The following is a 25,874-nucleotide window of genomic DNA, read 5'->3' on the forward strand; positions in this document are numbered from 1 at the left end:
GTTGGAGATTATGACTACACCAGCGGGTGAAACAGTAATTGATATGGGACAAAACATGGTTGGCTGGGGGAGAAGCCTCAATCCGTAACCTTGCCAGTTATCCTTCCTTTGAGGCACCGGAAGAGCTGTTGAATGAACTGGACCTTCAGCTCTCGGCGATCGTTCTGGAACAATAGTTAAAGCCTGCCTGCTTGCAGAGCTTCATAACCGAGGAGTGTTGAGAAGAATGAATCGTGATATTAAAAATATGGTAAGACAGATGACGTTGAACGAAAAAGCAGAACTTTGTTCTGGAGCCAGCTTCTGGTCAACCCAAGCCGTAGACAGATTGGGTATTCCGTCCATTATATTGACTGACGGCCCGCATGGTCTTCGAAAGCAGGACGGGGAATCGGATCATCTAGGTCTCAATGAGAGTGTAACATCCACCTGTTTCCCTTCAGCTGCTGGTTTGGCGAGTTCCTGGAATCGCGAGCTGGTACAGCTTGTGGGTGAAACCATTGGCAAGGAAGCACAGGCAGAAGATGTAGCTATCGTCCTTGGACCTGCCGCCAATATCAAGCGTTCGCCGCTGTGCGGACGCAACTTCGAATATTTCTCGGAAGACCCTTATTTGACCGGGGAATTAGCTGCAGCGCATATCGCAGGTGTGCAAAGTCAAGGCGTCGGGACTTCTTTGAAGCATTTTGCCGTTAATAACCAGGAGCATCGGCGGATGACAACAGATGCCATTGTAGATGAGCGTACATTAAGAGAAATTTATTTGACCGGTTTTGAGAAGGCTGTAAAGCAATCTCAGCCATGGACCGTCATGTCAGCCTATAATAAGGTCAATGGGTCTTATGTCTCTGAGAATGAATACTTGCTGACAACCATTCTGAAAGAAGAATGGGGCCATGAAGGATTCGTGGTCTCCGACTGGGCTGCGGTAAGTGAAATTGTGGCCAGCATTGCCGGCGGTATGGAGCTGGAAATGCCTTCTTCGAACGGAGAAGGGCCCAAGCAAATTGTTGAAGCCGTGAACCACGGTGAATTATCCGAAGAAAAGCTGGACCAAGCGGTAGAAAGGCTGCTGCATGTCATTTTTAAAGCAGCCGATTCCAAGCGTGAAAATGCCAGCTATGATCAGACAGCCCATCATCAATTGGCCAGAGAAGTTGCGAGAGAAACGATGGTTCTGCTGAAAAATGAGAATCAAATCCTTCCTTTGAAGAAAGAAGGAAAAATCGCAATTATCGGGCAAATGGCTGAAAAGGTTAGATATCAAGGTGGAGGAAGCTCCCATATCAAGCCTACACGGCTGGACAGCATTTATGAACAAATGAAGATATCCGCAGGGGAAACCGCGTCCATTACTTACAAGCAGGGCTACGGTCAGGACTCGGACGAATCCGATCAGTCTATGCTTGATGAAGCGATAAAGGCTGCAGCTGCCTCAGATATAGCTGTACTCGTAGTGGGTCTGCCCGACCGCTATGAATCAGAAGGGTATGACCGTTCTCATCTGGATATGCCGCTCAATCAACAACAGCTCATCTCTGCCGTTGCAGCCGTTCAGCCCAATGTAGTTGTGGTACTGTGCAATGGATCACCGATTCTCATGCCGTGGCTCCAAGATGTTAAGGCTGTTCTGGAGGGATATCTGGGTGGTCAGGCTGCGGGTGGAGCTATCGCTGACTTGTTGTTCGGCGATGCCAACCCTAGCGGTAAATTGGCGGAAACCTTCCCTCAATCCTTGAAGCACAATCCATCCTATTTGTTCTTCCCTGGCGATGGCGACCGCGTCGAATACCGGGAAGGGATTTACGTAGGTTACCGTTATTATGACATGAAAGATATCGAGCCTTTGTTTCCTTTCGGTTATGGTCTCAGCTACACCCGGTTTGAATACTCCCACTTAACCGTGAGTCAGACCGAAATGAAGGATAACGAAACGTTCTCTGTAACCGTGAATGTAAAAAACACAGGTCCCGTATTTGGCAAGGAAGTGGTCCAGCTGTATGTCCATGATTGTGAATCCACGGTAAGCCGTCCTGAGAAAGAGCTGAAAGGCTTTGCCAAAGTTGCGCTCAAACCCGGAGAAGAGAAAACCATCTCTTTCACGTTGGATAAACGAAGCTTTGCACACTACAGTGTCGAGCACAAGGACTGGCACGTGGAGAGTGGGGAATTTGATATCTTACTAGGGTCCTCTTCACGGCATATCGCTTTGCAAACGAAAGTTATGGTGGAATCTACTACGAGAGAAATCGTGCCGGTATACGATCGAAATACAGCTCTAGGCGAATTGCTTTCGAATCCGAAAACGACGGCGGTGTTGGCCCAAATGCAGGGGCTGGCTCCCCAGGGAGCCGAAAATGCACATTCAGATGCTGTATCTGCGGAGATGATTCAGGCATCCATGCGCTATATGTCGCTGCGGGCTTTAATTCCGTTTACAGGTGGAGCACTTACGGAGGAGACGCTCTCCATGCTTCTGGAGCATTTGAACGTGGCAGTTCGCCAATAAATGCACAATCCAAGATTTTAAAATATCTTTTTCAGTGTTCAGCAGAAAGTATATTTTTTCTGATTTAAAACTGAAATCGACAGCCAGGGAGAGTGTACGAGTATGAAAAAAATATTTATTTTAGGAGGCATCGGATGTGCTCCCGACTCAGCGGCTGGCGCGCTTGGCTAAGCAGGCGGGAGTCAAGAAAATTGTCCTGTTTGGTTCTTACTTTGCCCATTTCACTGAAGCTTGGCACGATCTGAATCTTAAGAAGGAAAATGCATATCCACGAACAAGACTTCTTCAGGAAGAGGTTTCCTTTATGGAAGGTGAAGGGGAAATGGATGTACCAAATTATTTCCAGGGTCCTACAACGTCGAAGATGTCTTCACGTAACCAATATAAACTTGAGATACAGACTAGTGTGGCCCTGTAAATCCAAGAACGAACAATAAAGAAAACTTCAAGCTCTGATATAAAAGAAGGGGATGACTTAGAAATGATTAAAACATCTTTTAATGCTGATTGGCTGGTTGGCCCAAAACCTAGCTACTTTGGTGAGATCGATACGGATAAAAAGCCGCATAAGCTTGTTACTTTGCCGCATGATGCGATGTGGGAGAAGGAGAGACTGAAAGACGGCAGCCCGAGTATCGCTTGTTATCCGGAAGGAGAATATGAGTACAAAAAGTCATTTTTTGTACCCGAGGAGTACCGGAACAAGCGGGTCACCATCGAGTTTGAAGGCGTATACAATCAAGCGATGGTATACATTAACGGAGATTTTGCGTGTCAGCATCCCTTTGGATACAGCAATTTCTATGTAAAGACTGACCGCTTCCTCAAATATGGCCAAGAAAATGAGATCCGTGTTATCGCTAATAATTACAAAGACTCCCGTTGGTATACAGGGGCTGGCATCTACCGGAATACCAAGCTGATCGTAGGGAATCTCACGCATATTGCCTTGGATGGTGTGAAGATTACCACGCCTGAGATATCTGACGGCCGAGCAGTCGTAAAAGTAGCGACAGTGATTGAAAATGAAGGCTTAAGCACTTTGACGGTGCAGGTGTTGACTGAGATTATCGATGCGGATGGAACGGTTGTTGCCTCTGATCTTGCTCCGGTCACGACCTTTGCGGGCGAGCCGGCAACGCTTCGTCAGTCCATTCTGGTAAAGGCCCCCAAACTTTGGAATGTAGACGAGCCAAATCTATATACGTGCAGAACGACGGTTAAGGCCGACGAGGAAGAAGTGGACCAGGAGTCAACGACCTTCGGCATTCGTTCGCTAACATTGGATGCGGATCAAGGGTTATGCATAAACGGGAAGGTCGTCAAGCTGCGCGGTGCGTGTATTCATCACGATAATGGCGTGATTGGTGCTGCTACCATTGATCGAGCCGAGGAGCGGCGAGTCGAGATTCTGAAACAGGCAGGATTCAATGCGCTGCGTAGCGCGCATCATCCGATGAGCAAAGCGCTGCTCGATGCATGCGACCGTCTTGGCATGCTGGTTATGGACGAGAGCTTTGATATGTGGAGTTCTACCAAAACCGAATATGATTATGCGCTGAGCTTCCCCGTTTGGTGGGAAAAGGATGTACAAGCGATGGTGGATAAAGATTTTAACCACCCAAGCGTAATTATGTATTCCATCGGTAACGAAATTCCGGAAACGGGCAGCTCCATCGGTTCAATGTGGGGACGCAAGATCGCGGAGAAGATTCACTCCCTTGATCCTACCCGCTTTACCACGAACTCGGTTAATTTCTTGCTGGCCGTAATGAAGGAATTGCCTAAAATGGCTACTGCTGGCCACTTTAACATCAGTGAAGACTCCGGCATCAATACAACGATGAACAATTTAGGTGACATCCTCTCGGCGATTGTTAATAGCGAATTATGCACGACGCAAACGGCAGAATCGTTCGCATGTGTGGATATTGCGGGCTACAATTATGCAGAATCACGATACCTTAAGGATATAGAACAGTTTCCTAACCGGATTATCGTCGGGAGCGAGACTTTTCCGAAAAAAATCGATGTTAACTGGAAATTCGTGAAAGAGCTTAGCCAGATCATTGGAGATTTTACCTGGACGGGATGGGATTACCTGGGGGAAGCGGGGATAGGAAGAGTCCAATATGATGTGGATAGCTCATCCCCCTCAAATCAAGGCATGTACCCGTGGATTACAGGCTGGTGCGGCGACATTGATATTCTTGGCAACCGGAGACCCGTATCCTATTACCGTGAGATCGTATTCAGTCTTCGCACGGCTCCGTATATCGCTGTACAGCGGCCTGAACATTATTCTAAAAAAGCCTCTCTGTCGAAATGGAGCTGGAGCGATTCTGTCTCTAGCTGGTCATGGTGCGGATATGAGAGTAAGCCAATTAAAGTAGAAGTTTATGCCGATGCAGAAGAAGTCGAGTTGCTGGTAAACGGGCGTTCGGTCGGAAGAGCTGAAGCGGGCGAAGGACAACGCTTTATAGCGGAATTCGACACCATCTATGAAGCGGGCGAAATTACGGCGGTGGCTTACGTTAGCGGACAAGAAACCGGCAGGATGACACTCCATTCGGCAAGCGGTGCCGTCATGCTCACAGTAGAAGCGGACCGAACAGAGATTGCCGCATCCGACAGTGACCTGGCTTTCGTAATGATTAGCCTGGAAGACGAGCAAGGTAATCTGTTTAACACCATGGACCGGAAGGTTTCTGTGATGATTGATGGGCCTGGCTTGATTCAGGGCTTTGGCAGTGCCAACCCCGCAACCGAAGAGAATTACTTAGAGAAGGAGAATACCACCTTCGACGGCAAAGCATTGGCGGTTGTGCGTCCAACCGGCGCAGGCGTCATCACCTTGACAGTCACTGCTGAAGGCTGTACTCCGCAATCCGTTACAATTAACGCACTATAGTGGAATTCGGACTTTCCATCAGGATGTGAGTTAACTCTTTGGGTACGAGATTTTTCAATGTAATATATGACTCTACTCAAAGGGAAGCTATCAGGGAGACAGCAGAATGACGAAACAAGCAATAAATCCATTTTTGCCCAGATATGAATATGTACCGGATGGTGAGCCATATGTCTTTGGTGACAGAGTTTATATATATGGCAGTCATGATAAGTTTAATGGTATAGCGTTTTTCGAGAACAATTATATATGTTGGTCTGCGGATGTAAATGACTTGGGGAACTGGAAGTACGAAGGAGTCATTTACGAGAAAACGCAAGATCCGATGTGCAATGATCCCGAGAAGCGGATGTTATATGCAGCAGACGTTCAAGTGGGACCGGATGGAAGATATTATCTTTATTATGCTTTTGATTTACTAGGAGTAATTGCCGTTGCTGTAAGTGATACTCCTGCTGGCAAGTATGAATTTTACGGACATGTCCATTATGTCGATGGCACATTGCTGGGCGATAAAGAGGGAGATACCTTTCAATTTGATCCAAGCGTATTAGTGGATGATGACGGACGTATGCATTTATACACCGGATTCTGTATGGAGCATTTTTCATGCAGTGGTTTGGGTTTCCAGACAGAATTATAAAGGGTGGTATGTTACCAAATTGGAACAGGATATGGGAAAAAGCATTGAGCAGGGGTGGCTGCCCAATCAGTATTAATACCGCTAAACTGGAAAAATGATCTGCTTTAATTTCATTTATTGTAATGAACCGTAGCTCATCGCTTCGTTCCATGCCGTTTACGAATCAATGCAAGGTTGGGCTGCGTTCGATGACAGACGCAGACGCTGAAAAAACCAAAGAGTGGAGGAATCACAAATGGCCTTTAACGAAAACTCGAAATTAAGCGAATTGCTGGCGAACAAAGCTGCGACCACGGTGCTGGAGAAGCATTTGCCCGGAATCTCGACCAATCCGATGGCGAGCATGGGGAAGGGCATGTCGCTTAAGCAACTGGCCGCCATCCCGCAAGCCAATATGCCCCAAGAGTTGATCACGGCTATCGTTTCCGATCTGACTGGCATCGGAGAAGAAGGCGTTCAAACGAAGCCTCATGAGAGAAGCCCGGAAAACGAGACTAAAACTGGTGAACTTCTTGATAGAACCGTACTGATTGGTTCCGTCGCCATCATCACTGGGGGAGGCAGTGGCATTGGTCGTGCCGCCTCGCTTCAGCTTTCCAAGGCTGGATTCAACGTTGTTGTCGTCGACTTCAATGCGGAGACGGGTGGAGAAACGTTACGCCTTGTTCGTGAACAAGGCGGTGAGGGTCTTTTTGTGCAAGCCGACGTCTCAAAAAACGAAGATGTCGAACGGTACGTGAAGGCAACCATCGACGAATACGGACGAATCGACGCTTTCTTTAATAACGCAGGAGTTCTGCAACAATTCAATTTGCTGGAGAACATCGAACTGTCCGAGTTCGAGCGAGTCATCAACGTCAACGTCCGTGGCGTCTTCCTTGGCTTGAAGCATGTGCTGAAGGTTATGGGCAAGCAGGGTTATGGCTCGATCATCAATACTGCTTCGACCGCGGGTATTCGCTCCGAACACAGTATGGCCGTCTATTCCGCAAGCAAGCATGCTGTGATTGGCTTGACGAAATCTGCAGCGATAGAATACGTAAGAAAAGGCGTTCGGGTCAACGCTATTTGCCCTGGCGGCGTCGATACGGCGCTGACACAGACAGTCCCAGCCATGATGCAAGAGAGTGGCTATATGCCGGAGGAATTCCCTTCCATGAGGATGGGACGATTCTCCGATCCGGCTGAAGTTGCCGAGATGGTCGTGTTTCTAGCCTCAGGCAAATCCAGCTATATGACCGGCTCGGTCGTCGTGGTTGACGGTGGGCTGACGTTGTAATCGCAGTTAATCCATATCACTCAGAATGAGCCAAGCTGACTTCTGGAACCCGTTCGATAGCTAGTTGAATTGTATGCGGATACCGAATGATGTTTACAAGTTGCATGAGTAGGTTCAGGGATGAAATATGTTGATTGCATGTAAGAACGCCGAATTGAACGTGGATTAAAGAATGGAAGATTTATTGGCAAGCATGACATTGAAAGAGAAGGTAGCTTAACTGTGCCCGTCTTGTGAATGACCCGGTGGATACCACCAGAACCAGGGTGTTGAATCTATACTGGATGACTTTCAATTAGAATGTTGCGGATAAATATCCCGTTCCGCTTGGATACTGTGAGATGTCGAAGAAAATAACTCGGTGAGGTAAGTGATTCATCGATTCCTCCTCGGTATCCACGCGAGCTCCAAATTCAATATGACAGCATGAGACAAGGCGACTGTGGTGCGTGAGAAGAGTTTCTTCTCTGAATCTTTTGTCGTATATTTGGATGTTAACCGAAGGAGTTGAATTTTGGATGGAACGGGAACTTACGACTAAAGAATTAATCGGTGATTCGGCAGGTTCAATTGCTTTAAGTATCATGACAGCCCTATTAGGTCTGATGACATTCTACTACACCGACATTGTTGGAGTTTCGGCTGGTGTTGTAGGTACAGCCTTGTTATTTACCAAGCTTCTAGACGCTGGCGCAGATATCGGAATGGGGGTACTTCTAGACCGAACTCGTTCTAAGCACGGTCAAGCCCGCCCTTGGCTGCTAAGAATGATCATCCCGATATTTGTATCCATTTTGCTGCTGTTCAGCGTTCCCGATCTAAGCCCAGGGGCAAAAATAACTTACGCTGTTATAACTAACATCATATTTTATATTTTTGTGTTTACTCCTACATCGATTCCTTATCAGAGCCTAATGGCTTTAACGACAAGAAGCCAGCAGGATCGAACCTTAATGGGGATATTACGAGCCTCTTCTAATTATTTCACAGGAGCCATCATCGTCATGGCTTTCATTCCGGCTGTCAATGCTCTTGGAGGAGGCAAGAAAGAATGGACGCTTTTAACAGCAATCCTGGGGTTGATCGCTTCTCTTGGAATCTTTTTGACCTTCCGTTATTCTAAAGAAAGATATAATACCCAACAATTGAAAGATGTTGGTGAGATAAAGAAAAACTATACGATGAGAAAAGGTCTTAAATTGCTTTTTACGAACAAATATTGGCTTATTATTTTTTTTATCGCACTAATCTCGAATATTAATTTTGCTGTATCCGCTTCAGCCGGGATGTATTACGCCAAGTATATCTGGGGCAATCTTAATTTGGTAGGGATCATGGGAGCGCTCTCTTTTATCCCGATGGTACTCGTTTTTGCTGTCTCCGGGCCTGTCATCAAGCGATGGGGCCAGCGAAATACTGCCATCTTTGGATTGGCAGTTGGGATCCTGGGCTCTCTCATTCGATTCATTGATCTTAACAGCATCCCGATTGGCCTGGCTGGCTCCGTACTGCAAGGGTTTGGTGTGATTCCTCTGATGATTGTGCTGGGACCGCTTATGACGAGTACGATTGAATACGGCGAATGGAAGCATGGGCAACGGATTATTGGGTTGACGAATAGTGTGAACTCCTTCGGTGGTAAAATCGGTACGGCGCTTGGAACGGCACTCATTGGCTGGTTGCTTGCTTTCGGGCATTATCAGGAGGGCGCATTAATACAGACAGATACTGCAAAATCGATGATCATCGTTATGAATATTTATTTGCCATTATTCACTTATATTTGCATGGCTATTTTGTTGTTTTTCTACTCACTAGAGAAGCAGTACGTTGGCATTCTGGATGACTTAAAGAAAAGACGGGAAGAAGTTCCTGAATAATCGTTGTGTCAAAATAGAACTAGTATTTCCCTGAACGCCCGATTTTTCAAAGCACGGATTGGGTCAACCAAATTTTCAGGAGGAAATGCAGAACGAAAATCGTGTTGTTCGGGGGGACAATATAAGGGGTGGCTAGTCTGGACAAAGATGAAACCGGGTATATGTGCTGCCCCGCTGTGACGGTCTAAAAAAAGGACAAAAACAGCTATTCTGGTGAGTCCTAAGATCCAACAGCTCTGTTTCCTTTGAGTTTCGCAAGCGACTAGTTCAAACGCTATTTTAAGGACAAGTTTGATTTGGTGATCGGGGATAAATGCCATGATATGAACTATTTTTATCAATTGTTTCGCGAGTATGATGGGATGACACACCATCATCGTAGTTGGGAAAAGAGCGGGATTTCTTCTAAAGTCGTCTCCCCAAAAGGAGCATGCAGTCTGCAATGTTATTTTGAAGGCTAGGGTGGCAATTGAACATGAAATAAATTTTTTGGGAAATCTAAATGAACCATAACGCGTTTTTTAACGCACATCACTCTCCGATCGGAGCATTCGCGAGTTTCACGTTGGGCTTTCCAGGTACAAATGGCGGTTTGGATTTGGAGCTTGGTCAATCGCCGGCAAAGAACATTTTTATTGTTATGGAGACGGAAGTACCAGGAAAGTATGAAGCGCTCCCGTTTTCGGACATAGCGAAGATGAAGCTAAGCGTTATGATATTGAACACGCCCAAATGATTCAAGACATGATGAATTTAATTGGCCGAATTTCCAAAGATCGCATCCAGCGTAAATTTAAGTTGTCTACGGATACTTGTAAAGAGGGCGACCTTACGGTTTCCATCTACTCGCCTATCGTGTCTGTGCCAGACCCGTCCCAATCTGTACTTGGCAAGCAAATGTTGGGCGGCATAAGTTGCCCTTGAAAAACTTTTTAAGTCAAGCGGCCTTACAGAATTGGCGAAGGAAGCTTGGGAACAGGCCATGAGATGTGCCCGGACGATTGTTTCCTATCAAACTGAGAACGGGTATATTCTTCTTTTACATTGGATGAATTCTTTGGACAGCTTTATAAAACGTTCATGTTCTGTCGTTAAGTTCCTTAGCTTTATTGCTTTCCGGTGTTGCTCATATAGGTGTGTTGGGATCTTTCTGTCTCTTAAGGAGTGAAGCAAGGAATTCCGACGAAACTACCAGCTAATAATATTATCTCACTGTATCTTATAGAAAAAATACTTTTATCTTACTGGATGTTATAAATATCTTCGATTATTGATATAAAAACAACCATTTCTAAGCACGTTTTAGTCTCATTTGATGTTATAACTCACACTAAAATTAGCGGAGAGGACGGAGCGTCCATACGGAGTACCCAAGTCGATCCTGCTTAAAAGCAACAAGGGGTGTCCCAAGCAGCCGTTTTATGGCTTTTGGAACACCCCTTTTTTCTATGAATAGAGTCGGAATGTTGAGTTGATTTCCCCGAAGGGCATTACTGCGTGCTTCTGTTTACCAATTCACGCGGGTTGATGCCATCGTCTATCGTTAGCGGAGTAGGGGCTCCCGTAGCGATTCGCTCCCAAGGCACCATTTTAAAGTTCTGATTTAACTTTTTGCCGTTTTGAAGATTTTCGTCATCTTGTGCAACGAAGATACCATGAGGGAAATTCTTGCCTAATCCGTAGCCAAGAACATCAATACCGTCTGTGACAGACGTACCGTCAACGGTAGGGCTCGCGCTGATCGTAAAGTTGCTTATATATGCATTGTCGCCTTGTCGTTCATAGATCGCATAGCTACTGTTTCCTTGACTGGAGGCCATGAGATACCCCTTGCCATCTTTACCGTAATACAATGTAAGTCCTTCTATGTCATCGTGAAGTCTGCGCCCATCTGCAATATCAACACGTCGCAGCGGCTCGGATGAACCGTCTGGCTCGGCACTATACTTCCAAATGGCGTAATCCTCTTCAGCGATGTAGATCGTACCATATTCATCATCAGCAACCATGCCTTCGGATTGCGTATTCAGCTTGAACTGGCGGACAAGCTTACCTGCAATTTTGCCGCTTCCGTCGTCAGTCAGCTCATATTGCTCAAATTCACCCTCTTTGCCCAACACGAGCGCGTAAAATTTATCTGTCTTGAGGCTATGGTATAAGCTGAATCCGTACACTTCTTTCATAGATGCTTTAATGGGTTTGCCAACCACGTTGGTCAGCTTTCCTGATGCACCGTCAATGGCAAAGATATCAATCGTGTTGTTGGTTCGATTGGTTGCCCCTGCAATATCAATTTTTTTGCCGCCCAATGTGAAACCGTAACGAAGATCCACGTTATTCATTTTTCCGACCTTCATGTTTTGCAGTTGCTTGCCTTCCAGATCATAGACTAAAATCCCGCCGCCTTTATTGGTTGCTAAAATTCTACTTTTCTCTGGCTCGACCGGGTTGAGCCAGATTGCAGGGTCGTCGGCTGCGTCTTCTCCATCCTCCACAGCTTCTGTTTCAGCAGAAGGGATCACTTTATAGGTGGGGACTGCATCCTTTGGATCTGCATATTTGTTGTTCTCTGCTTCAAGCGCTGTAAGAAGTTTTGTAGGAAGATATACATTTCCATTCACTATTTTAATTTCCCGGTCCGCTTTTCCGCTTAGTCCAGCTAGACGATATTGCTTCTCACCCACTGTAAAGGTCCCGACAATGCCATTTTTCAGTTTGACCAAAACAGAGTGGTCATCACTGTCCCATGTAATTGTCGCCCCCATTTTATCTGCCTGTGTCCGTATTGGTGCATACCCGGATGGCTGAATGTCTGCCGCATGGGTCAGTTCTGGTGATACCAGAACCCCCGTTAAAATGGCTAATAATGCGAGTTTAGTTGACTTCATATGTATGCCCCTTTTCTGAAGTGAAAATGATATAACCGACTCAGTATAAAGCGAGAATATCAAAAGGATACAATGAAAATGTAAAAGGAATGTAAAGGAGATGTAAGCATTCAATGGACTGGCTTCCAGTATTGTTGTCTGTAATTCTTTGGAGACATTCCGAACTTTTCTTTAAAGCATTTGGAGAAATAGCTTGCTTGGGAGAATCCTGTTTCCTCGGTAATTTGTTGGACAGACCAGTCAGTTTGCAGCAAAAGACTGCGTCCTTGATCCAGGCGATAATCCATTAAATACTCAAGTGGTGTGCGCTGGAAGGCGACCTTCATGCATCTGGCGAGATAGTTCTGATGTACGTGAAAATGGGTCTCCAAATCTTTATTAGTGATTGTATTTTTGTAATTCTGTTTTAGGTATATTTCGATCTGTTCCGCCAACTTAGAGGAGCTGTCTTTATTATTCTGATCATACTCCAAACTCTGAAAAACATTCACAAACGTCTGTTGGGCCTCCCATAGTGCCAGCTTTCTAGGTTTTAAAGTAGAGGCTAGTAAATAGTCTAATTTCGAAAATAGCTCATGCGGATTCACCACTTTTTGAATTTTGGGCAAATGAATGGTCGTATGTTCTGAATGAAAATGCAGCTCGGGAATGGGGGTGCTGGGTATAATAGGATTGGGCGAGGATTGTGCGCACCACATGCTATTGGTTTGAAAATGGAACCAGTAAAAGGAGGTTTGTTCTGTACATGCCTCAATGGGAAAATGATGTTTATCCGGTTCAAGAATGAGAGCGTAATTTTCAGTTACCTTCCACACTTCGTCCTCTTCGCCAATGTGCAGCAATCCTTCTTTAATGATTATTACGTCAAAATAACCCAGATTATACCTATTCGGGTGCCAATCCCCTTTTTGATATGTAGTAAAATTCCCCTCAATGAAATAAGGCAGCGGAGGGACAAGGAATGATAGAAAGTCTGTTTTGCTCATGGAAGCCAGCTCCTTTGTGTGTGAAATCGTATAAGTTTTAGTTAAAGATCGCGATTTTTTTTATAAATTCAGGTTGATAAAATAAGGACGTAGCAAGGGGAGCTCAGGTTAGCTTGTACGATATTATCATTACTTTATCCTTATTTTTTCAAAAATGAAAGCGTTCTATTTCCAGGAAGGGATGTTTATCCAATGAAAACGGCAAAGCCAGTTAAGCATGTCATCGTTGATGATTTATTTTGGAAAAAGTATAAGCAGGTTGTGGCGGAAGAGGTTATTCCTTATCAGTGGAAAGCATTAAATGATGAATTACCAGATACAGAACCCAGTCATGCGATTGAAAACTTTAGGATTGCAGCCGGGGAATCCAGTGGGGAGTATTATGGAACCGTTTTCCAGGACAGTGACATTGCCAAATGGCTGGAGACAGTTGCCTTTAGCTTAAGGGATCATCCGAATCCTGCGCTTGAAGAGCGGGCTGATGAAGTAATTGAATTGTTGGGAAGAGCTCAAGCTGAGGATGGGTATCTGAATACGTACTATCTGCTGAAGGAACCCAATAATCGCTGGACGAACCTAAGAGATAATCATGAGCTGTATTGTGCAGGGCATTTTATAGAAGCGGCTGTTGCTTATTATGAAACGACGGGAAAAACGAAGTTTCTTCACATTATGGAGAAATACGTAGACCTGATTCAGCAGATTTTTGGTACGGAAGAAGGGAAACGGAAAGGCTACCCGGGACATGAAGAAATTGAGCTGGCCTTGATCAAATTATACGACGTAACTGCAAAGGATCAATATCTCAAATTAGCGCAATATTTTATTGAACAGCGGGGACAGCATCCTATTTACTTTGCAGAGGAACAAGAAAAGAGAAAACATATTCAAACAGAGCCCACCTGGAATGATGATAACAACATTAATTTTGGCTTAGGCTTCGAATACCAGCAAGCACACCAACCTGTGCGGGAACAAAAAGAGGCAGTCGGCCATGCGGTGAGAGCGGTGTATCTGTATATTGCGATGGCGGACTTGGCCGCGAAAACAGGGGATGCTTCCCTGTTACAAGCCTGTGAAACGCTGTGGGATGATGTGACGAATCATAAAATGTACATCACCGCAGGGATCGGTTCTACTGTAAACGCGGAAGCGTTCACTTGCCATCACGATCTTCCCAATGACAGCATGTACTGTGAGACCTGCGCCTCTGTAGGGCTGGCCTTTTGGGCCAATCGTATGCTGCGCTTAGCGCCAGACCGGAAATATGCCGATGTTTTGGAGCGTGCGCTATACAACGGAACGATTAGTGGGATGGACCTGGACGGGAAACGGTTTTTCTACGTGAATCCGCTGGAGGTTAATCCTTTTCAAAAATCCAGAAAAGATCAGGAGCATGTAAAAACAGAACGGCAAAAATGGTTCTTCTGCGCCTGCTGTCCGCCCAATTTGGCACGAATGATTGCATCGGTTGAGGACAATATGTACACCCAAACGGATGATACGTTGTATACGCATCTGTACATTGCCAGCAAGGTGAACATGACTTTATCTGGTCATGAGGTTGAAATTACACAAACTCATCATTATCCATGGGATGCGGATCTAACCTTTTCGATCCACGTAACAGAGCCGACTTCCTTCAAATGGGCACTACGGATTCCGGGTTGGTGCAAGCAGGCAGAGGTGAAGGTGAATGGAGAAGCTATATCATTAGACCATCTGGAAAATGGCTATATCGAGATTCAGCGTACTTGGAAGGACGGAGATGTGGTAACTCTGCATTTGGCTATGCCAGTTGAACGCATTCGGAGCAATCCGCTGGTCTCCATGAACCAGCAGCAAATTGCTCTCCAACGCGGCCCAGTCGTGTTCTGTCTGGAAGAAGTAGATAATGGAGCGAATTTGGCAGGATTAAGATTGACGAAGGATAGCCTCATTACGGAAGAGTTTAGCGAAAACCTGCTGGGTGGCATTGTAAAGTTGACTATAGAGGGATACCGGGTAAAAAATTCGAACGCATTATATAGCTCGGAGCCTCCTGAATTTGTTCCTCAACAAATTACCGCCATTCCTTACTACGCCTGGTGCAATCGGGCTAAAGGGGAAATGCGTGTATGGGTTTATGAATCATAATTCATTCGCATGGGGAGAGGAAAGATCATGAGTACGAGAATTGTGAGTACGGAATCACCGGAAAAGGCAGCAAGTACCGTTCCTTTTCATCGTAAAATCAGCTATTCATTAACGGATACAGCAGGCAATCTACTATACTGTGTTATTTCCAGTTATCTATTATATTTTTATACAGATGTATTCGGTCTTTCTATCGGGATTGCCGGGACATTACTATTTATCACCCGTTTTATCGATGCCATTGATGCCCCGATTTGGGGCATCCTGATTGACCGAACCAAGTCGAAATACGGCCAGAGCAGACCCTATTTTCTATGGTTAGCTATTCCGTTCGCTGTGTTCATGGTCCTTACGTTTACGACACCCAATTGGAGTGAGTCGGGCAAAATTGCATATGCCGCCATTACGTATATCATAGCAGGTATCCTTTATACCGGAATCAGTACGCCGATTACGTCTATTCTGCCTAATCTGAGCACCAATTCTAATGAACGCGTAGTCTTGAACTCCTTCCGCATGGTCGGGGGGAATGTGGGTTTCTTCATCGCCACGACGTTTACGTTACCTTTGGTCGCTTTCTTTGGACAGGGAAATGATCAAAAAGGATTTTCCTTAACGCTCGTTTTATTTGGAATCATGGCGATTATTATGTTTTTCATAGCGTTTGCCGATTTGCGAGAAAATGCAGCAGTGAAAACGAAATCCGTTCCCATTGCTAAAAGCTTTACAGCCATCAAACGAAACTGGCCATGGATGCTCGTTGTAGCTGCCAACTTGTGCTACTGGATTGGTTTGAATATTCGTTCAGCAACGCTAATCTTTTATCTGCAGTACAATCTGGACAGTAAGGACTTAGTACCTTTAATCAATGGACTGACCTCCTTGCAGTTGATCTCGATGGTTCTGATTCCGTTTTTCGCCAGAAAATTAAGTAAAAATGCGATTATGATTATCGGATTGATATTAGCTGCGCTGGGTCAAGTCGTGATTTTAATGGGAAGTACAGACTTAACCCTCATTATTATCGGCTGGATTATTGGTGCGTTAGGATCAGGCTTTGCATGTTCTATGCCGTTTGCGATGTTGTCAGATACAGTCGATTATGGGGAATGGAAAAATGGTATTCGGGCAAGTGGTTTCCTGACCTCGATTGGAAGCGCATTCTGTATTAAAGCGGGTAGCGGAATCGGCGGATTATTGCCAGCATGGATCATGGGCAGCACCGGTTATATCGCTGGGAAAGTTCAAACCCCTACGGCGTTGTCCGGCATTCAGTTTAGCTTTATCTGGCTGCCATTTATCGTCTTCTTGATCGGAATCATTCCTATGTTTTTTTATAAAAAATTCGAAAAGAATGAAGCTTCTATTCAACAAGATTTAATTGCGAGAAGATCATAGACATTCTTTTAACAAGGGTTTAATGATATATTAAAACATTATAATGCTGCTCCAAAACCTGCTCGCTGAGCTGAGCAGGTTTTTTTGTTTTTTTCTATTCAAATGTGAGTAAAGCCATTGACAGGATTTTCTTTTGGAGTGATACTTCTATGTAGAGAAAAGTGTACAGAATCAAGAACTAGACACATCTAGCCTTGCAACTTTATACATTTTTTCGCCATGAAGGCTCTTCTTTTGAAGGGTTTTTTTCAATTTGAGAAAAAGAATGTGATGATATGAGTCAACTGAGTGTAAGGATGAGAACACATGGCTTTCTGAATAAGCACTTTTCAGGAGAGTCTATTGATTATCGACAGATTATTGCGCTGTTTATCCCGCTTCTGATTGATCAGGCTTTTATTGTGGGTCTTAATTTGGTGAACACGGCAATGATTAGCTCGTCGGGGATGGCGGCAGTCAGTGCTGTAAATATGATCGATTCTTTGAATATTTTTCTGATTAATGTGTTTGTTGCAGTGTCTACCGGGGGAACGGTTGTCGTGGCACAGTATAAGGGGAGCGGTAACGACCTCATGGTCTCTAAAGCTGCTTCCGGCACCATTTCCTCCGTTTCCTTGCTGGCCTTATGTATCAGTTTGTTTATGATGGTTTTGTACAATCCGATTTTAAGTGTTCTGTTTGGTTCGGCCTCGCCTGATGTATTAGCTAACGGTAAGGTATATCTGCTGGGAAGCTGTATGTCTTTTGTGGGGATTGCAATCGTTGAGGCAGTGTGTGGGGCGCTGAGGGGCATTGGGAAGACGAGGGCATCGCTGGCTCTTTCGCTCATCATGAACCTCTCGTATGTGCTTCTTAATGTGGTATTCATTAATGTATTGGATATGGGTGTGCTGGGCATGACGATTGCCGTCAATGTGTCCAGATATGCAGGAGCAGTATGCGCGCTGATCTATTTGGTCAGGGTAGATGATGACTTGCGTGTTCAGCTTAGAGATATGCTTTATTTTAATCTGGCTATGCTTAAAAAGATTCTGTTTATCGGGCTTCCCTTTGCAGCGGAACAGATGTTTTTTAATGGGGGCAAAATTTTAACCCAAATTTTCATTGTGAGCCTGGGGACCAATGCATTGGCGACGAATGCCATTTGCTCATCCCTAGCTAATGTGTTCCAAATCCCTGCAAATGCTTTGGCTCTTACGATTGTAACTGTGGTCGGTCAATGCATGGGGCGTCGAAATGTCGCGGATGCCCGGAAGTTTACCAAATCGTTTATTTGGCTGTCGTCTTGTTCATTTATTGTAATGGGATTAATCCTGATGCCTTTGTTTGAGCCGATGGTGGGGCTGTTTCATCCGCCTGCCGAAATCGTAGATGACATTTTTGTTGTCATACTGATTAATACGTTGGCCCAGATTCCGCTCTGGTCCATAGCCTTTATCACACCCTCTGCGCTTAGAGCAGCAGGTGATTCGAAATTTACGTCCCTCACCTCGATGCTGTCCATGTGGTTATGTCGGGTGGTGCTTGGATATATTTTGGGCATAGTGTTCAACCTGGGGATTGTTGGAGTCTGGTTGGCTATGGATATTGAATGGGGCGTGCGGGGGATCGTCTTCCTTTGGCGCTTCCGCGGCAACAAATGGGTCCAGCATCGTTTGATCGACTGAATAGGTCCACTACTATAAAATTGACTTCTGGATGAAGGGATTTTATGGCAGTGGATTTTTTTCTATTCCTATACTTCGTTCAGACCCCTTACCCTATCCTGATTCCTATATTGCCTAACTGCGCTCCCTGCTGCATACGGTGGAAGGCTTGCGGTGTGTCTTGTAGAGGAAATACGCTATCTATAATCGGATGGAGTGCATGGCGCTCCATAAACTGAAGCATAGCTGCGAATTCTTCGCCACTGCCCATAGAGGTGCCGATGATGCTGATTTGAGGGAAAAATATAGACCGCAGCGGAATCTCTACTCGATCTCCTGAGCTTGCGCCAAATGTAACGATCCGACCGTTCGGCTTGAGGATATCAAAATATTTATCGAATGTAGCAGGACCGATACTGTCAAGAACCAGATCCACAGTGTCTCCGTTCATACTTTCTTTCCATTCACTATGGCTGTCGAATGCATGATTAGCGCCATGGGCGAGGGCAGCCTGACTCTTGGCTTCGCTGCGTGATGTGACGGTGACCCGTGCACCTGCCGCTAAAGCCATAAGCATGGCATACGTGGCTACACCACCGCCAATACCGGGAATGAGGACGTGCTCACCCTGCTGTAACTGGCCTCTTGTGAAGAGCGCGCGATAAGCGGTCAAAGCAGACAAAGGCAGTACCCCTGCTTCTTCCCATGAAAGGTATGCTGGCTTGCTGACGGCATTTTGGACGGGGATGATAACCGATTCAGCGAATGTCCCGTCCGAAGGTCCGCCCAGAATGGCTGGAACCAAGGGAACATGATGCGTATTCTCCCATCCGATACAGGGATTGATAATTACATCAGTGCCTACCAGCGAGGTTGGGACACTAGCACCCACAGCCTCAATCACACCTGCTCCATCCGATCCGAGAATGAGTGGAGCATCGTTGGCAGCTCGATCTGCCATGAGGAATAGGTCCCGATGGTTCAAGCCTGCGGCTTTGAGTTTTACTCTCACCTCATCGTGCCCTGGCTGTCTGTCCGTAACGTCTGTATACATCAGACCCTCAGGGCCATTTTTGCTGGCATGTATTATGGCTTTCATTTTAAAACCTCCCGTGGTGCGAATTTAGATGCAATTGCATGTATATTGAATTGTACAGAGCGGCAAGCATCCGGTAAAATGAACAAAATCGAACGTGAGTATCACAAATGATCATACCAAGCAGGTGACGTATACATGGAAAGCAGTGATTTGAAAATTTTTCGGGCCGTCGCTCGCGAGGGCAGTATCACGAAGGCTGCGCAAGCCTTGAACTATGTACAGTCCAATGTGACCTCGCGGATTCAGCAGCTTGAGGCACAATTGAACGTACCGCTATTTCGCCGATCTAACCGGGGAATGGCGCTAACGCCAGCAGGAGAGAATCTGCTGGAATATGCGGATACCATACTGACCTTGCTGGACGAGGCTGAAAAGTCCACTCAATATTCAGACCAGCCTGCGGGACCTTTGCGACTGGGGTCGATTGAGACGGCGGCGGTTACGCATCTGACTTCTTTATTGACGGAATATCACGCTCAATATCCTGATGTCCATCTATCGCTTATGACAGGCAGCACCCATGATCTCGTACAAAAGGTATTAAATTACGAATTAGATGGAGCGTTCGTCTATGGCCCCGTCGATGATCCGCATATAGAGTATGTTGCAGCTTTTGAGGAGGAGTTGGTGCTCATCTCGGAACCAGGGAAAAAGGACATGGACGAGCTGCTTGCCAAGCCTATGCTGTTTTTCGACGTAGGGTGCACGCATCGTACAAGAGCGGAAAGCTTTCTGAGCGAAGCAGGTGTGGCTGCGTATCAGGTTATGGAGTTTGGGACATTGGAAGTCATTTTGGGTGGTGTAGCCTCTGGTCTGGGGGTGTCCATGTTGCCACAATCGTCGATTGCAAAGGCAAAGGAGGCAGGAAGTATTGTTTCTCATCGTTTGCCCAAGAAATATCGCAAATTAGAGGTGTGGTTTGTTCATCGGCGGGATTCGGTTTACTCCAGTGCACTGTCAGGCTTGCTTCACTGGATGAAAAAGGATGCTATACTTAACCGGGATTAAATTGACAACAGAGGTGTATCATTTGGAGGAACATGGTGTAACGAACAATCCATCTACAGTCGCTCCGGGACCATATGCGACGAATGGCGGCTATCATCGACGAGAACCGGATAGGATGGCAGTATTATCAGAAACATACGGAGCCTCTATTTTTTTCAGAAGATGGGCGGCTTGGATGGTTGACTTCATTCTTATCGTCTTTGGGTATGGAGGGCTGGTTTATTTTACAGCGAAAAAAGTATCTGAAGCGGAAACCCCAAATATGGGCATGGTAGTGATGCTTTTCCTGATTGGCTCCTTCTGCTATTATCTGTTACTGGAAGGACTTACGGGCTATACGTTGGGCAAGTTTGTACTTCGTATTCAGGTCGTGAATGAAGAAGGAAGGCCGCCAGGCATGGCTAAGTCCTTGATCCGCACCCTCATACAGCTGGTAGATACGAATCCGCTATTTTTTCTGGGACTGCCCGCGGGGTTATGTGTGCTGGTGACACCTCGGAAACAACGGATTGGAGATATGGCTGCGAATACATATGTGGTTAAGGTAAGGGATTTGGGAAAGGCCGGCAGAAAGAAAACCGGATTTTTGCAGGAGCAATCATCCTGATGACGATCATTTCGATTGTCTTTGCTGTATCTTTAATTTCTACGCTCATTACTCAAATCGTGAAGCCTGAGGTATTTACCAGTAAGGATAGCCAGTTTGCGGTTACGGCTCCGTGGAATTGGTCACGAGATAATATGATTAATGAGGAAGCGGATATTTCCATTAAAAATGAATTGACCGAAAGATATTTGATTGTATTATCTGAACCGAAAAGCGATTTTGACAGCAGTATGACTCTTCAAGAATATAAAGGAATCATTGAGGAACATTTGGTGTCAGGAATTACGGACTCTGAATTGGGGATTGCCTCCGACTTGGTGGTGAATGGATACCCAGCCATTGAGTTTACCCTAAAAGGAGAAGTAGACGGGACTCCGATCATGTATAACGTGACTACGATTGAAACGCCTTCACATTATCATCAGGTGCTTGCCTGGACCTACGCTTCCCGATACAGCAGGGCACAGCAAGAGCTACGCAAGATTAGAGACAGCTTCCGTGAAATGAACATGCTGTGAAGTGAACATGGAGCAATAACGATGAATCGAAGTTATAAGGCAGTAAGCGGAACAAGCAGACAGCTTATAGAAGCGTCTGCTTGTTGTTTTATAAGCTTCCTTTAAAAAACGAACATCAAAACGGAGTAGGCGGAATAGTAGATTTATATAGATAATTTGATCATACAATAGAATGTCTAATCACTCGCAATCCGGCGACTTTCGCCACTTTACCTTGTGGGTGGGCTTTGAATTGAATCGTCACTTCATTCTTGTGGTTCGTCACAGATAGAGGAAGCTCATAGGCGAACGTTTCGAATTTATTCATTTCCTCAGACTCCAGCTTGCCTTCCCCTAAAATCTGACCATCCGCAGTGATGTCAAAGTCACCATGAGGACGGCTCAAGTCCTTCAAATAAGTGACCGCCAATTGGATAGGCTCATCCGAAAGCACCTTCATGACAAAAGAGAACCAGCCCCCAGGCCAGGTATCGCGATATTTGCGGTTATAGATGGACCCCAGACCTACATGCTCGCCAGTAAAGGCATGATCCCGTTCAGGCTGCATTTCGGCAGGCTGCACAACGTCCACTGTAAGTCGTTCCAGCTCTAGCTGATACGCTAACGCGGTACGATATTCTGCCTCGGTTGCTGTCCATTCCTCCTGGGAAAAGAGATCCCAATAGACGGTATATGAACGATCATACATCTGATAAAACGGACGAAGCTTCAAGTCTCCGATATAGCCTAAGTCGGTCGTATGGAATGTATTGGGCTCGTTCCGGTCAGCAATCAGCTTCGTTGTTAATGAGTCGGCCGATCCGATCAGAACAGACGCAAGCAGACGTTCTTCGTTGGATTCCTGCTCAACAGGACCAAGGTCCCCAGCCAGCACTAGCGGCCCATACATAAAAGCAATTAGGCGTGGATTATCCGGCATTTCCTCGACTCTCACGGTCATAGGAATGTCATACTCGATCGTATCCCCATTGTTCCATTCCCGTTCAATTACAACGTAGCTGGTAGGACAAGCCTCTGTGACGTACTCTTCCCCGTTGATTTTAATCATCATCCCTTGCTCTGCCCAATGCGGGCATCTTAGCTTGATCGCGAAGGATTTGGGCTCCTTGCTGATGACGCGCAGCGTTCCCCGTCCATTTTGCGGAAAGAGAGTGTCTTGTTTGAGCTGTACGCCCATCTCTTCCCATGACACGGTAGAAGGGACATATTGATTGACATAGATCGTTTCTGGCGTGTGAAAATAAATCGCAGTGCCGTACATGGAGTGGCTTTCCATACCGGAACCGACACAGCATGTAAAATCCTCATATTGAGAATTAAAGGACTTGTGTCCTCCCATTTCCAGCGATACAAAATAGCACACACGTCCATCTATAGGCTGCTGTGAAGCCAGAATATGATTGAACATCGCTCGTTCATAGTAGTCGGCATAGGCTGCATAGGCGTCCCACTCGAACATATGTCTTGTTAATTTCAGCATATTGTAGGTGTTACAAGTTTCACAGGTACCTTCGCCCAAGCGGTCATTCAGCTTCCCGGGTTCACCAAAATGTTCATTATAGCTATTGCCGCCGATCACGTAGGAATGCTTGTGAACAACCCGATCCCAGAAAAAGCGAGACAGGTCCGCATATTGCGGTTTGCCCGTCATTTCAAATTGCCGTGCAGCGCCAATGATTTTGGGAATTTGCGTATTGGCATGTCGCCCTGCCAGCGTATCTTGGCTATCTGCGAGATCATTGAGCACCTCTCCGTGATAAAAGCGTTCCGCAAGGCTTAAAAAGCGTTCTTCTCCCGAATGTTCCGCCAGATCGGTCAGCACCTCGTTCATACCGCCAAACTCGCAATGCAGCACCTGCTGCACCTGATCATCGTCCAGCCCTTGAAGTACATCCTCCAGCCAGTTGCCGAGTTTGATTTCTATAGACAGGGCCTTGGGATGATGCGCCAGCAGATGTGCATCACGCAAGCCCGCAAAAAGCTTGTGCATGGTATATAGCGGCACCCAGCCGCCGTTCAGATCAAAGCCCTGGGAGCGGATATCTCCGGCTTTTACTTCCTCAAAAATCTCTTTCCCACGTGGAATGCCGGAAATGTATCCGTTTCCATGACTGTTTTGGCATATTTCCAGTTCGTCGACCACATAGTTCACGCGTTCCAACAGTCTTTCGTCGCCTGTGGAGGCAAACATCAGTGCACAGCCGGACAGGTAGTGACCGAGTGTATGTCCGCTGATGCCACGCGCTTCCCAGCCTTCATAGTGAGCCGCTTTGGGCTCCAGTCCCGCATATTCACGAAAGCGTGATAATAAACGGTCGGGTTCCAAACTCAGCAGATAGGCCGTATTCAGTTCCATCGCATGTAAAAGTGGGCCGGAATCAATTCTTACTTTATGCAAGTCAAAAGCTTTAGCTTTCAAAATCATCGCTCCTTAGCTAAGATGAAAGTGTATATTTCTCCACTACATTAGCATTGGAATCGCGGTATGTCAGTAGCTTAACCATACAATGGGTGGACAAATCCGAACATGAACCTAAAGAGGCGATAACATGACCTATCTAAAAGTAAATGTAGATGCTCCGATTCAACTGATCTCGGCAGGCGAGTTTGTTAACGAGGTACCTTGGAAGCATATGAGTCGTTCCATTGAGAATTTTGAGCTGATCCTAGGTGTCCAAGAGACGGTATATATACGGGAGGAACGGGAAGATTTTGAAGTAGGCGAGGGAGATATTCTATTGCTTTACCCCGGTCGTACGCATAAAGGATACCAGGAGTCATTGCCAGGCGTGAAATTTTATTGGTTTCATTTCGATGTTCCCACGACCCCGAATGTATTATCTAATGAAGAAATGAAGCAGGAAACAAGTGCTATGGATGGGCTTTTGCAGCGTCACGGTGTGATGCGTGATATCTATTTACCGCAATGTGTACAGGCAGACAACGGAGATCGGATTCATATTATCGTCAATCAGATTTTGCATGTAGCCAACTCACATTACCTTACGTATCACAGTGCAAATTATTTGTTCACCTCGTTACTGATCGAGATATCTGAACTGGCGCTTAGCCGCTTGCTTTCCAATCCTGTCAGTTCACAGGGGAATGTGAGTTTTAACAAAATTATCGAGTGGACTCGAATTCATGCTGAAGAGCCGTTGACTGTGACGGATTTAGCCCGAAAATTCAATTACAACAAGGATTATATCTCTCGTTTGTTCAAGCAAAATACAGGCATGCGTCCCCTGGAGTTCATTCACAGTATTCGTATCAACAAAGCCAAAGAGTTGATTTCCCGTACAGATATGAGCATTAAGCAGGTTGCCGAAGAGGCAGGATATACCGATGAGAAGTATTTTATGCGTTTGTTCAAAAAAAGAGCCCACATGACTCCTTCCCAATACCGGAATGCCTATCACAAAACTTTTATGAACAATGTCTAGTGCATTTCCGCTTGGATAGGGAAATTTTATAGATAAAACATGGAGGAAGAGTCGGCTAAAATAAACTTGTAAGCGTTTCACCTATAGATAGAAGGGAGGAGAGACATCCACCATGATTACTAGAGAACAGATTTATTTGGATGAGAAGCTGGAGACCAAATCGGCTGTGTTTGAGTTTATTGCCCAAGAGGCTGAAAAGCTGGGTGTCACCGTCCATAGGGAACAACTGGTGCAGGATTTGTGGGAGAGGGAAAAGGTATATTCGACAGGGCTTCAGGATCAGTTTGCCATACCTCATACGCAGAGCGAAGTGGTCACCAGACCAGCAGTCCTCGTGATCCGATTGGAACATAGCATTGACTGGGCCTCTCATGATGGCAAGCCTGTCCAGTATATTTTTAGTATTTTGGTGCCTAAAGGGTCCGTGGATGTATCCCATTTACAAATTATTTCCTCGCTCGCAACCCTGCTCTTAGAGGATTCCTTTAAAGAGGCGGTAGCGGGTGCCAATAGCAGCAGCGATGTGTATCATTTGCTGGAACAGTATACAGAAGGGTTGGTGTCATAATGAAAATTGTAAGCGTTACATCCTGTATCGCAGGGTTGGCTCATACTCCAATGGCGGCAAAAGCACTGGAAAAAGCGGCGGCACAGCTCGGTCACCATATTAAAGTGGAGCAGCAAGGCGCACTAGGCCAAGTGAACAAACTTACGGAGGAAGACATTGCAGCGGCGGATTTTGTACTGATTGCCTCGGATCAGACAGTGAAGGATGCAGAGCGTTTTGAAGATAAAAGAATCGTTCGCGTTAAAATCGGTCATGCGGTCAACAATGCGGAAGCGGTTCTTACCAAAGCGGTGGAGGCCATCTCTGCTCAAAAATAAGATTAGGGAGGCAACACGGACAATCAGCAGCGTAGATG

General features: G+C 45.8%; 18 protein-coding genes and 2 pseudogenes. 16 read left to right on the forward strand and 4 right to left on the reverse strand.

Translation table 11 applies throughout. The features are described from left to right. Positions 1-38 precede the first annotated feature (38 nt). The 8 genes and pseudogenes from MKX30_RS23430 (at position 39) to MKX30_RS23465 (ending at position 10,146) form a co-directional block, all read left to right on the forward strand. Positions 39-176 carry a hypothetical protein gene (locus MKX30_RS23430; RefSeq protein WP_341063614.1) on the forward strand — a complete coding sequence of 46 codons (138 nt, stop codon included), beginning with the start codon at positions 39-41 and terminating at the stop codon, positions 174-176. 50 nt (positions 177-226) lie between these two features. Further along, a complete protein-coding gene (locus MKX30_RS23435) occupies positions 227-2,509 on the forward strand; it encodes a glycoside hydrolase family 3 C-terminal domain-containing protein (protein WP_071559492.1) in 2,283 nt (760 codons plus the stop codon). 136 nt (positions 2,510-2,645) lie between these two features. Further along, positions 2,646-2,927 carry a hypothetical protein gene (locus tag MKX30_RS23440; protein ID WP_023986514.1) on the forward strand — a complete coding sequence of 94 codons (282 nt, stop codon included), beginning with the start codon at positions 2,646-2,648 and terminating at the stop codon, positions 2,925-2,927. 63 nt (positions 2,928-2,990) lie between these two features. Continuing rightward, on the forward strand, positions 2,991-5,420 hold the full coding sequence (locus MKX30_RS23445; protein WP_076295708.1) for a glycoside hydrolase family 2 protein: 2,430 nt from the start codon (positions 2,991-2,993) through the stop codon (positions 5,418-5,420). A gap of 106 nt (positions 5,421-5,526) precedes the next feature. Then, positions 5,527-6,063 (forward strand): family 43 glycosylhydrolase, encoded by a 537-nt coding sequence (locus tag MKX30_RS23450; RefSeq protein ID WP_076295709.1) that lies wholly within the window; start codon positions 5,527-5,529, stop codon positions 6,061-6,063. A 526-nt stretch (positions 6,064-6,589) separates the two neighbouring features. Then, positions 6,590-7,342, forward strand: coding sequence for an SDR family NAD(P)-dependent oxidoreductase (locus MKX30_RS23455; protein WP_071559709.1), 753 nt, complete (start codon positions 6,590-6,592; stop codon positions 7,340-7,342). A gap of 518 nt (positions 7,343-7,860) precedes the next feature. Then, the gene (locus MKX30_RS23460) at positions 7,861-9,222 is read left to right on the forward strand and encodes an MFS transporter (RefSeq protein ID WP_023986517.1); all 1,362 of its coding nucleotides are present in this window, start codon (positions 7,861-7,863) and stop codon (positions 9,220-9,222) included. A 502-nt stretch (positions 9,223-9,724) separates the two neighbouring features. Then, a pseudogene (locus MKX30_RS23465) lies at positions 9,725-10,146 on the forward strand (glycoside hydrolase family 52 protein). A gap of 566 nt (positions 10,147-10,712) precedes the next feature. On the opposite strand, the gene MKX30_RS23470 reads toward MKX30_RS23465, so the two are convergent. Together MKX30_RS23470 and MKX30_RS23475 are read right to left on the reverse strand one after the other, a co-directional pair. Next, the gene (locus MKX30_RS23470) at positions 10,713-12,110 is read right to left on the reverse strand and encodes a phytase (protein ID WP_023986519.1); all 1,398 of its coding nucleotides are present in this window, start codon (positions 12,108-12,110) and stop codon (positions 10,713-10,715) included. Positions 12,111-12,220: 110 nt separating this feature from the next. Continuing rightward, on the reverse strand, positions 12,221-13,096 hold the full coding sequence (locus tag MKX30_RS23475) for a helix-turn-helix transcriptional regulator (RefSeq protein ID WP_023986520.1): 876 nt from the start codon (positions 13,094-13,096) through the stop codon (positions 12,221-12,223). Between the two features lie 192 nt (positions 13,097-13,288). Between MKX30_RS23475 and MKX30_RS23480 the strand changes: the two genes are divergently transcribed. From MKX30_RS23480 to MKX30_RS23490, 3 genes are all read left to right on the forward strand, one after another. Then, the gene (locus tag MKX30_RS23480; RefSeq protein WP_076295710.1) at positions 13,289-15,232 is read left to right on the forward strand and encodes a glycoside hydrolase family 127 protein; all 1,944 of its coding nucleotides are present in this window, start codon (positions 13,289-13,291) and stop codon (positions 15,230-15,232) included. A gap of 27 nt (positions 15,233-15,259) precedes the next feature. Beyond that, complete coding sequence (locus tag MKX30_RS23485; protein ID WP_023986522.1) at positions 15,260-16,630, forward strand: MFS transporter; 1,371 nt, start codon at positions 15,260-15,262, stop codon at positions 16,628-16,630. 275 nt (positions 16,631-16,905) lie between these two features. Continuing rightward, a complete protein-coding gene (locus tag MKX30_RS23490; RefSeq protein WP_053324395.1) occupies positions 16,906-18,297 on the forward strand; it encodes an MATE family efflux transporter in 1,392 nt (463 codons plus the stop codon). 88 nt (positions 18,298-18,385) lie between these two features. Here the strand turns inward: MKX30_RS23490 and MKX30_RS23495 are convergent, their stop codons facing one another. Then, a complete protein-coding gene (locus MKX30_RS23495; RefSeq protein ID WP_069080990.1) occupies positions 18,386-19,375 on the reverse strand; it encodes a zinc-binding dehydrogenase in 990 nt (329 codons plus the stop codon). Between the two features lie 135 nt (positions 19,376-19,510). Here MKX30_RS23495 and MKX30_RS23500 point away from each other — a divergent pair, with 135 nt between their 5' ends. Together MKX30_RS23500 and MKX30_RS23505 are read left to right on the forward strand one after the other, a co-directional pair. Further along, entirely contained in the window at positions 19,511-20,383 is an 873-nt protein-coding gene (locus MKX30_RS23500) for a LysR family transcriptional regulator (RefSeq protein ID WP_341063618.1), read from the forward strand. Beyond that, positions 20,361-21,508 (forward strand): annotated as a pseudogene (locus MKX30_RS23505) (RDD family protein). Before MKX30_RS23500 ends, MKX30_RS23505 begins: the two are co-directional and overlap by 23 nt. Positions 21,509-21,668: 160 nt before the next feature. Here the strand turns inward: MKX30_RS23505 and MKX30_RS23510 are convergent. After that, complete coding sequence (locus tag MKX30_RS23510; protein WP_341063619.1) at positions 21,669-23,927, reverse strand: beta-L-arabinofuranosidase domain-containing protein; 2,259 nt, start codon at positions 23,925-23,927, stop codon at positions 21,669-21,671. Positions 23,928-24,057: 130 nt separating this feature from the next. Between MKX30_RS23510 and MKX30_RS23515 the strand changes: the two genes are divergently transcribed. The 3 genes from MKX30_RS23515 (at position 24,058) to MKX30_RS23525 (ending at position 25,836) form a co-directional block, all read left to right on the forward strand. Next, entirely contained in the window at positions 24,058-24,951 is an 894-nt protein-coding gene (locus MKX30_RS23515; RefSeq protein ID WP_028541895.1) for an AraC family transcriptional regulator, read from the forward strand. Positions 24,952-25,063: 112 nt separating this feature from the next. After that, the gene (locus MKX30_RS23520) at positions 25,064-25,519 is read left to right on the forward strand and encodes a PTS sugar transporter subunit IIA (protein ID WP_023986529.1); all 456 of its coding nucleotides are present in this window, start codon (positions 25,064-25,066) and stop codon (positions 25,517-25,519) included. Beyond that, positions 25,519-25,836 carry a PTS fructose transporter subunit IIB gene (locus MKX30_RS23525; RefSeq protein ID WP_023986530.1) on the forward strand — a complete coding sequence of 106 codons (318 nt, stop codon included), beginning with the start codon at positions 25,519-25,521 and terminating at the stop codon, positions 25,834-25,836. Before MKX30_RS23520 ends, MKX30_RS23525 begins: the two co-directional genes overlap by 1 nt. Positions 25,837-25,874: the final 38 nt, after the last annotated feature.

Origin of the sequence: Paenibacillus sp. FSL P2-0173 (assembly GCF_038008045.1) — a bacterium.
In the GTDB taxonomy this organism is placed as follows: Bacteria; Bacillota; Bacilli; order Paenibacillales; family Paenibacillaceae; genus Paenibacillus; species Paenibacillus polymyxa_B.

Coding starts and splice junctions, on each gene's coding strand:
- MKX30_RS23450 (WP_076295709.1), top strand. CDS start 5,527: ATGACGAAACAAGCAATAAATCCATTTTTGCCCAGATATGAATATGTA.
- MKX30_RS23460 (WP_023986517.1), top strand. CDS start 7,861: ATGGAACGGGAACTTACGACTAAAGAATTAATCGGTGATTCGGCAGGT.
- MKX30_RS23475 (WP_023986520.1), bottom strand. CDS start 13,096: ATGAGCAAAACAGACTTTCTATCATTCCTTGTCCCTCCGCTGCCTTAT.
- MKX30_RS23480 (WP_076295710.1), top strand. CDS start 13,289: ATGAAAACGGCAAAGCCAGTTAAGCATGTCATCGTTGATGATTTATTT.
- MKX30_RS23490 (WP_053324395.1), top strand. CDS start 16,906: ATGAGTCAACTGAGTGTAAGGATGAGAACACATGGCTTTCTGAATAAG.
- MKX30_RS23470 (WP_023986519.1), bottom strand. CDS start 12,110: ATGAAGTCAACTAAACTCGCATTATTAGCCATTTTAACGGGGGTTCTG.
- MKX30_RS23520 (WP_023986529.1), top strand. CDS start 25,064: ATGATTACTAGAGAACAGATTTATTTGGATGAGAAGCTGGAGACCAAA.
- MKX30_RS23445 (WP_076295708.1), top strand. CDS start 2,991: ATGATTAAAACATCTTTTAATGCTGATTGGCTGGTTGGCCCAAAACCT.
- MKX30_RS23485 (WP_023986522.1), top strand. CDS start 15,260: ATGAGTACGAGAATTGTGAGTACGGAATCACCGGAAAAGGCAGCAAGT.
- MKX30_RS23500 (WP_341063618.1), top strand. CDS start 19,511: ATGGAAAGCAGTGATTTGAAAATTTTTCGGGCCGTCGCTCGCGAGGGC.
- MKX30_RS23495 (WP_069080990.1), bottom strand. CDS start 19,375: ATGAAAGCCATAATACATGCCAGCAAAAATGGCCCTGAGGGTCTGATG.
- MKX30_RS23435 (WP_071559492.1), top strand. CDS start 227: ATGAATCGTGATATTAAAAATATGGTAAGACAGATGACGTTGAACGAA.
- MKX30_RS23515 (WP_028541895.1), top strand. CDS start 24,058: ATGACCTATCTAAAAGTAAATGTAGATGCTCCGATTCAACTGATCTCG.
- MKX30_RS23525 (WP_023986530.1), top strand. CDS start 25,519: ATGAAAATTGTAAGCGTTACATCCTGTATCGCAGGGTTGGCTCATACT.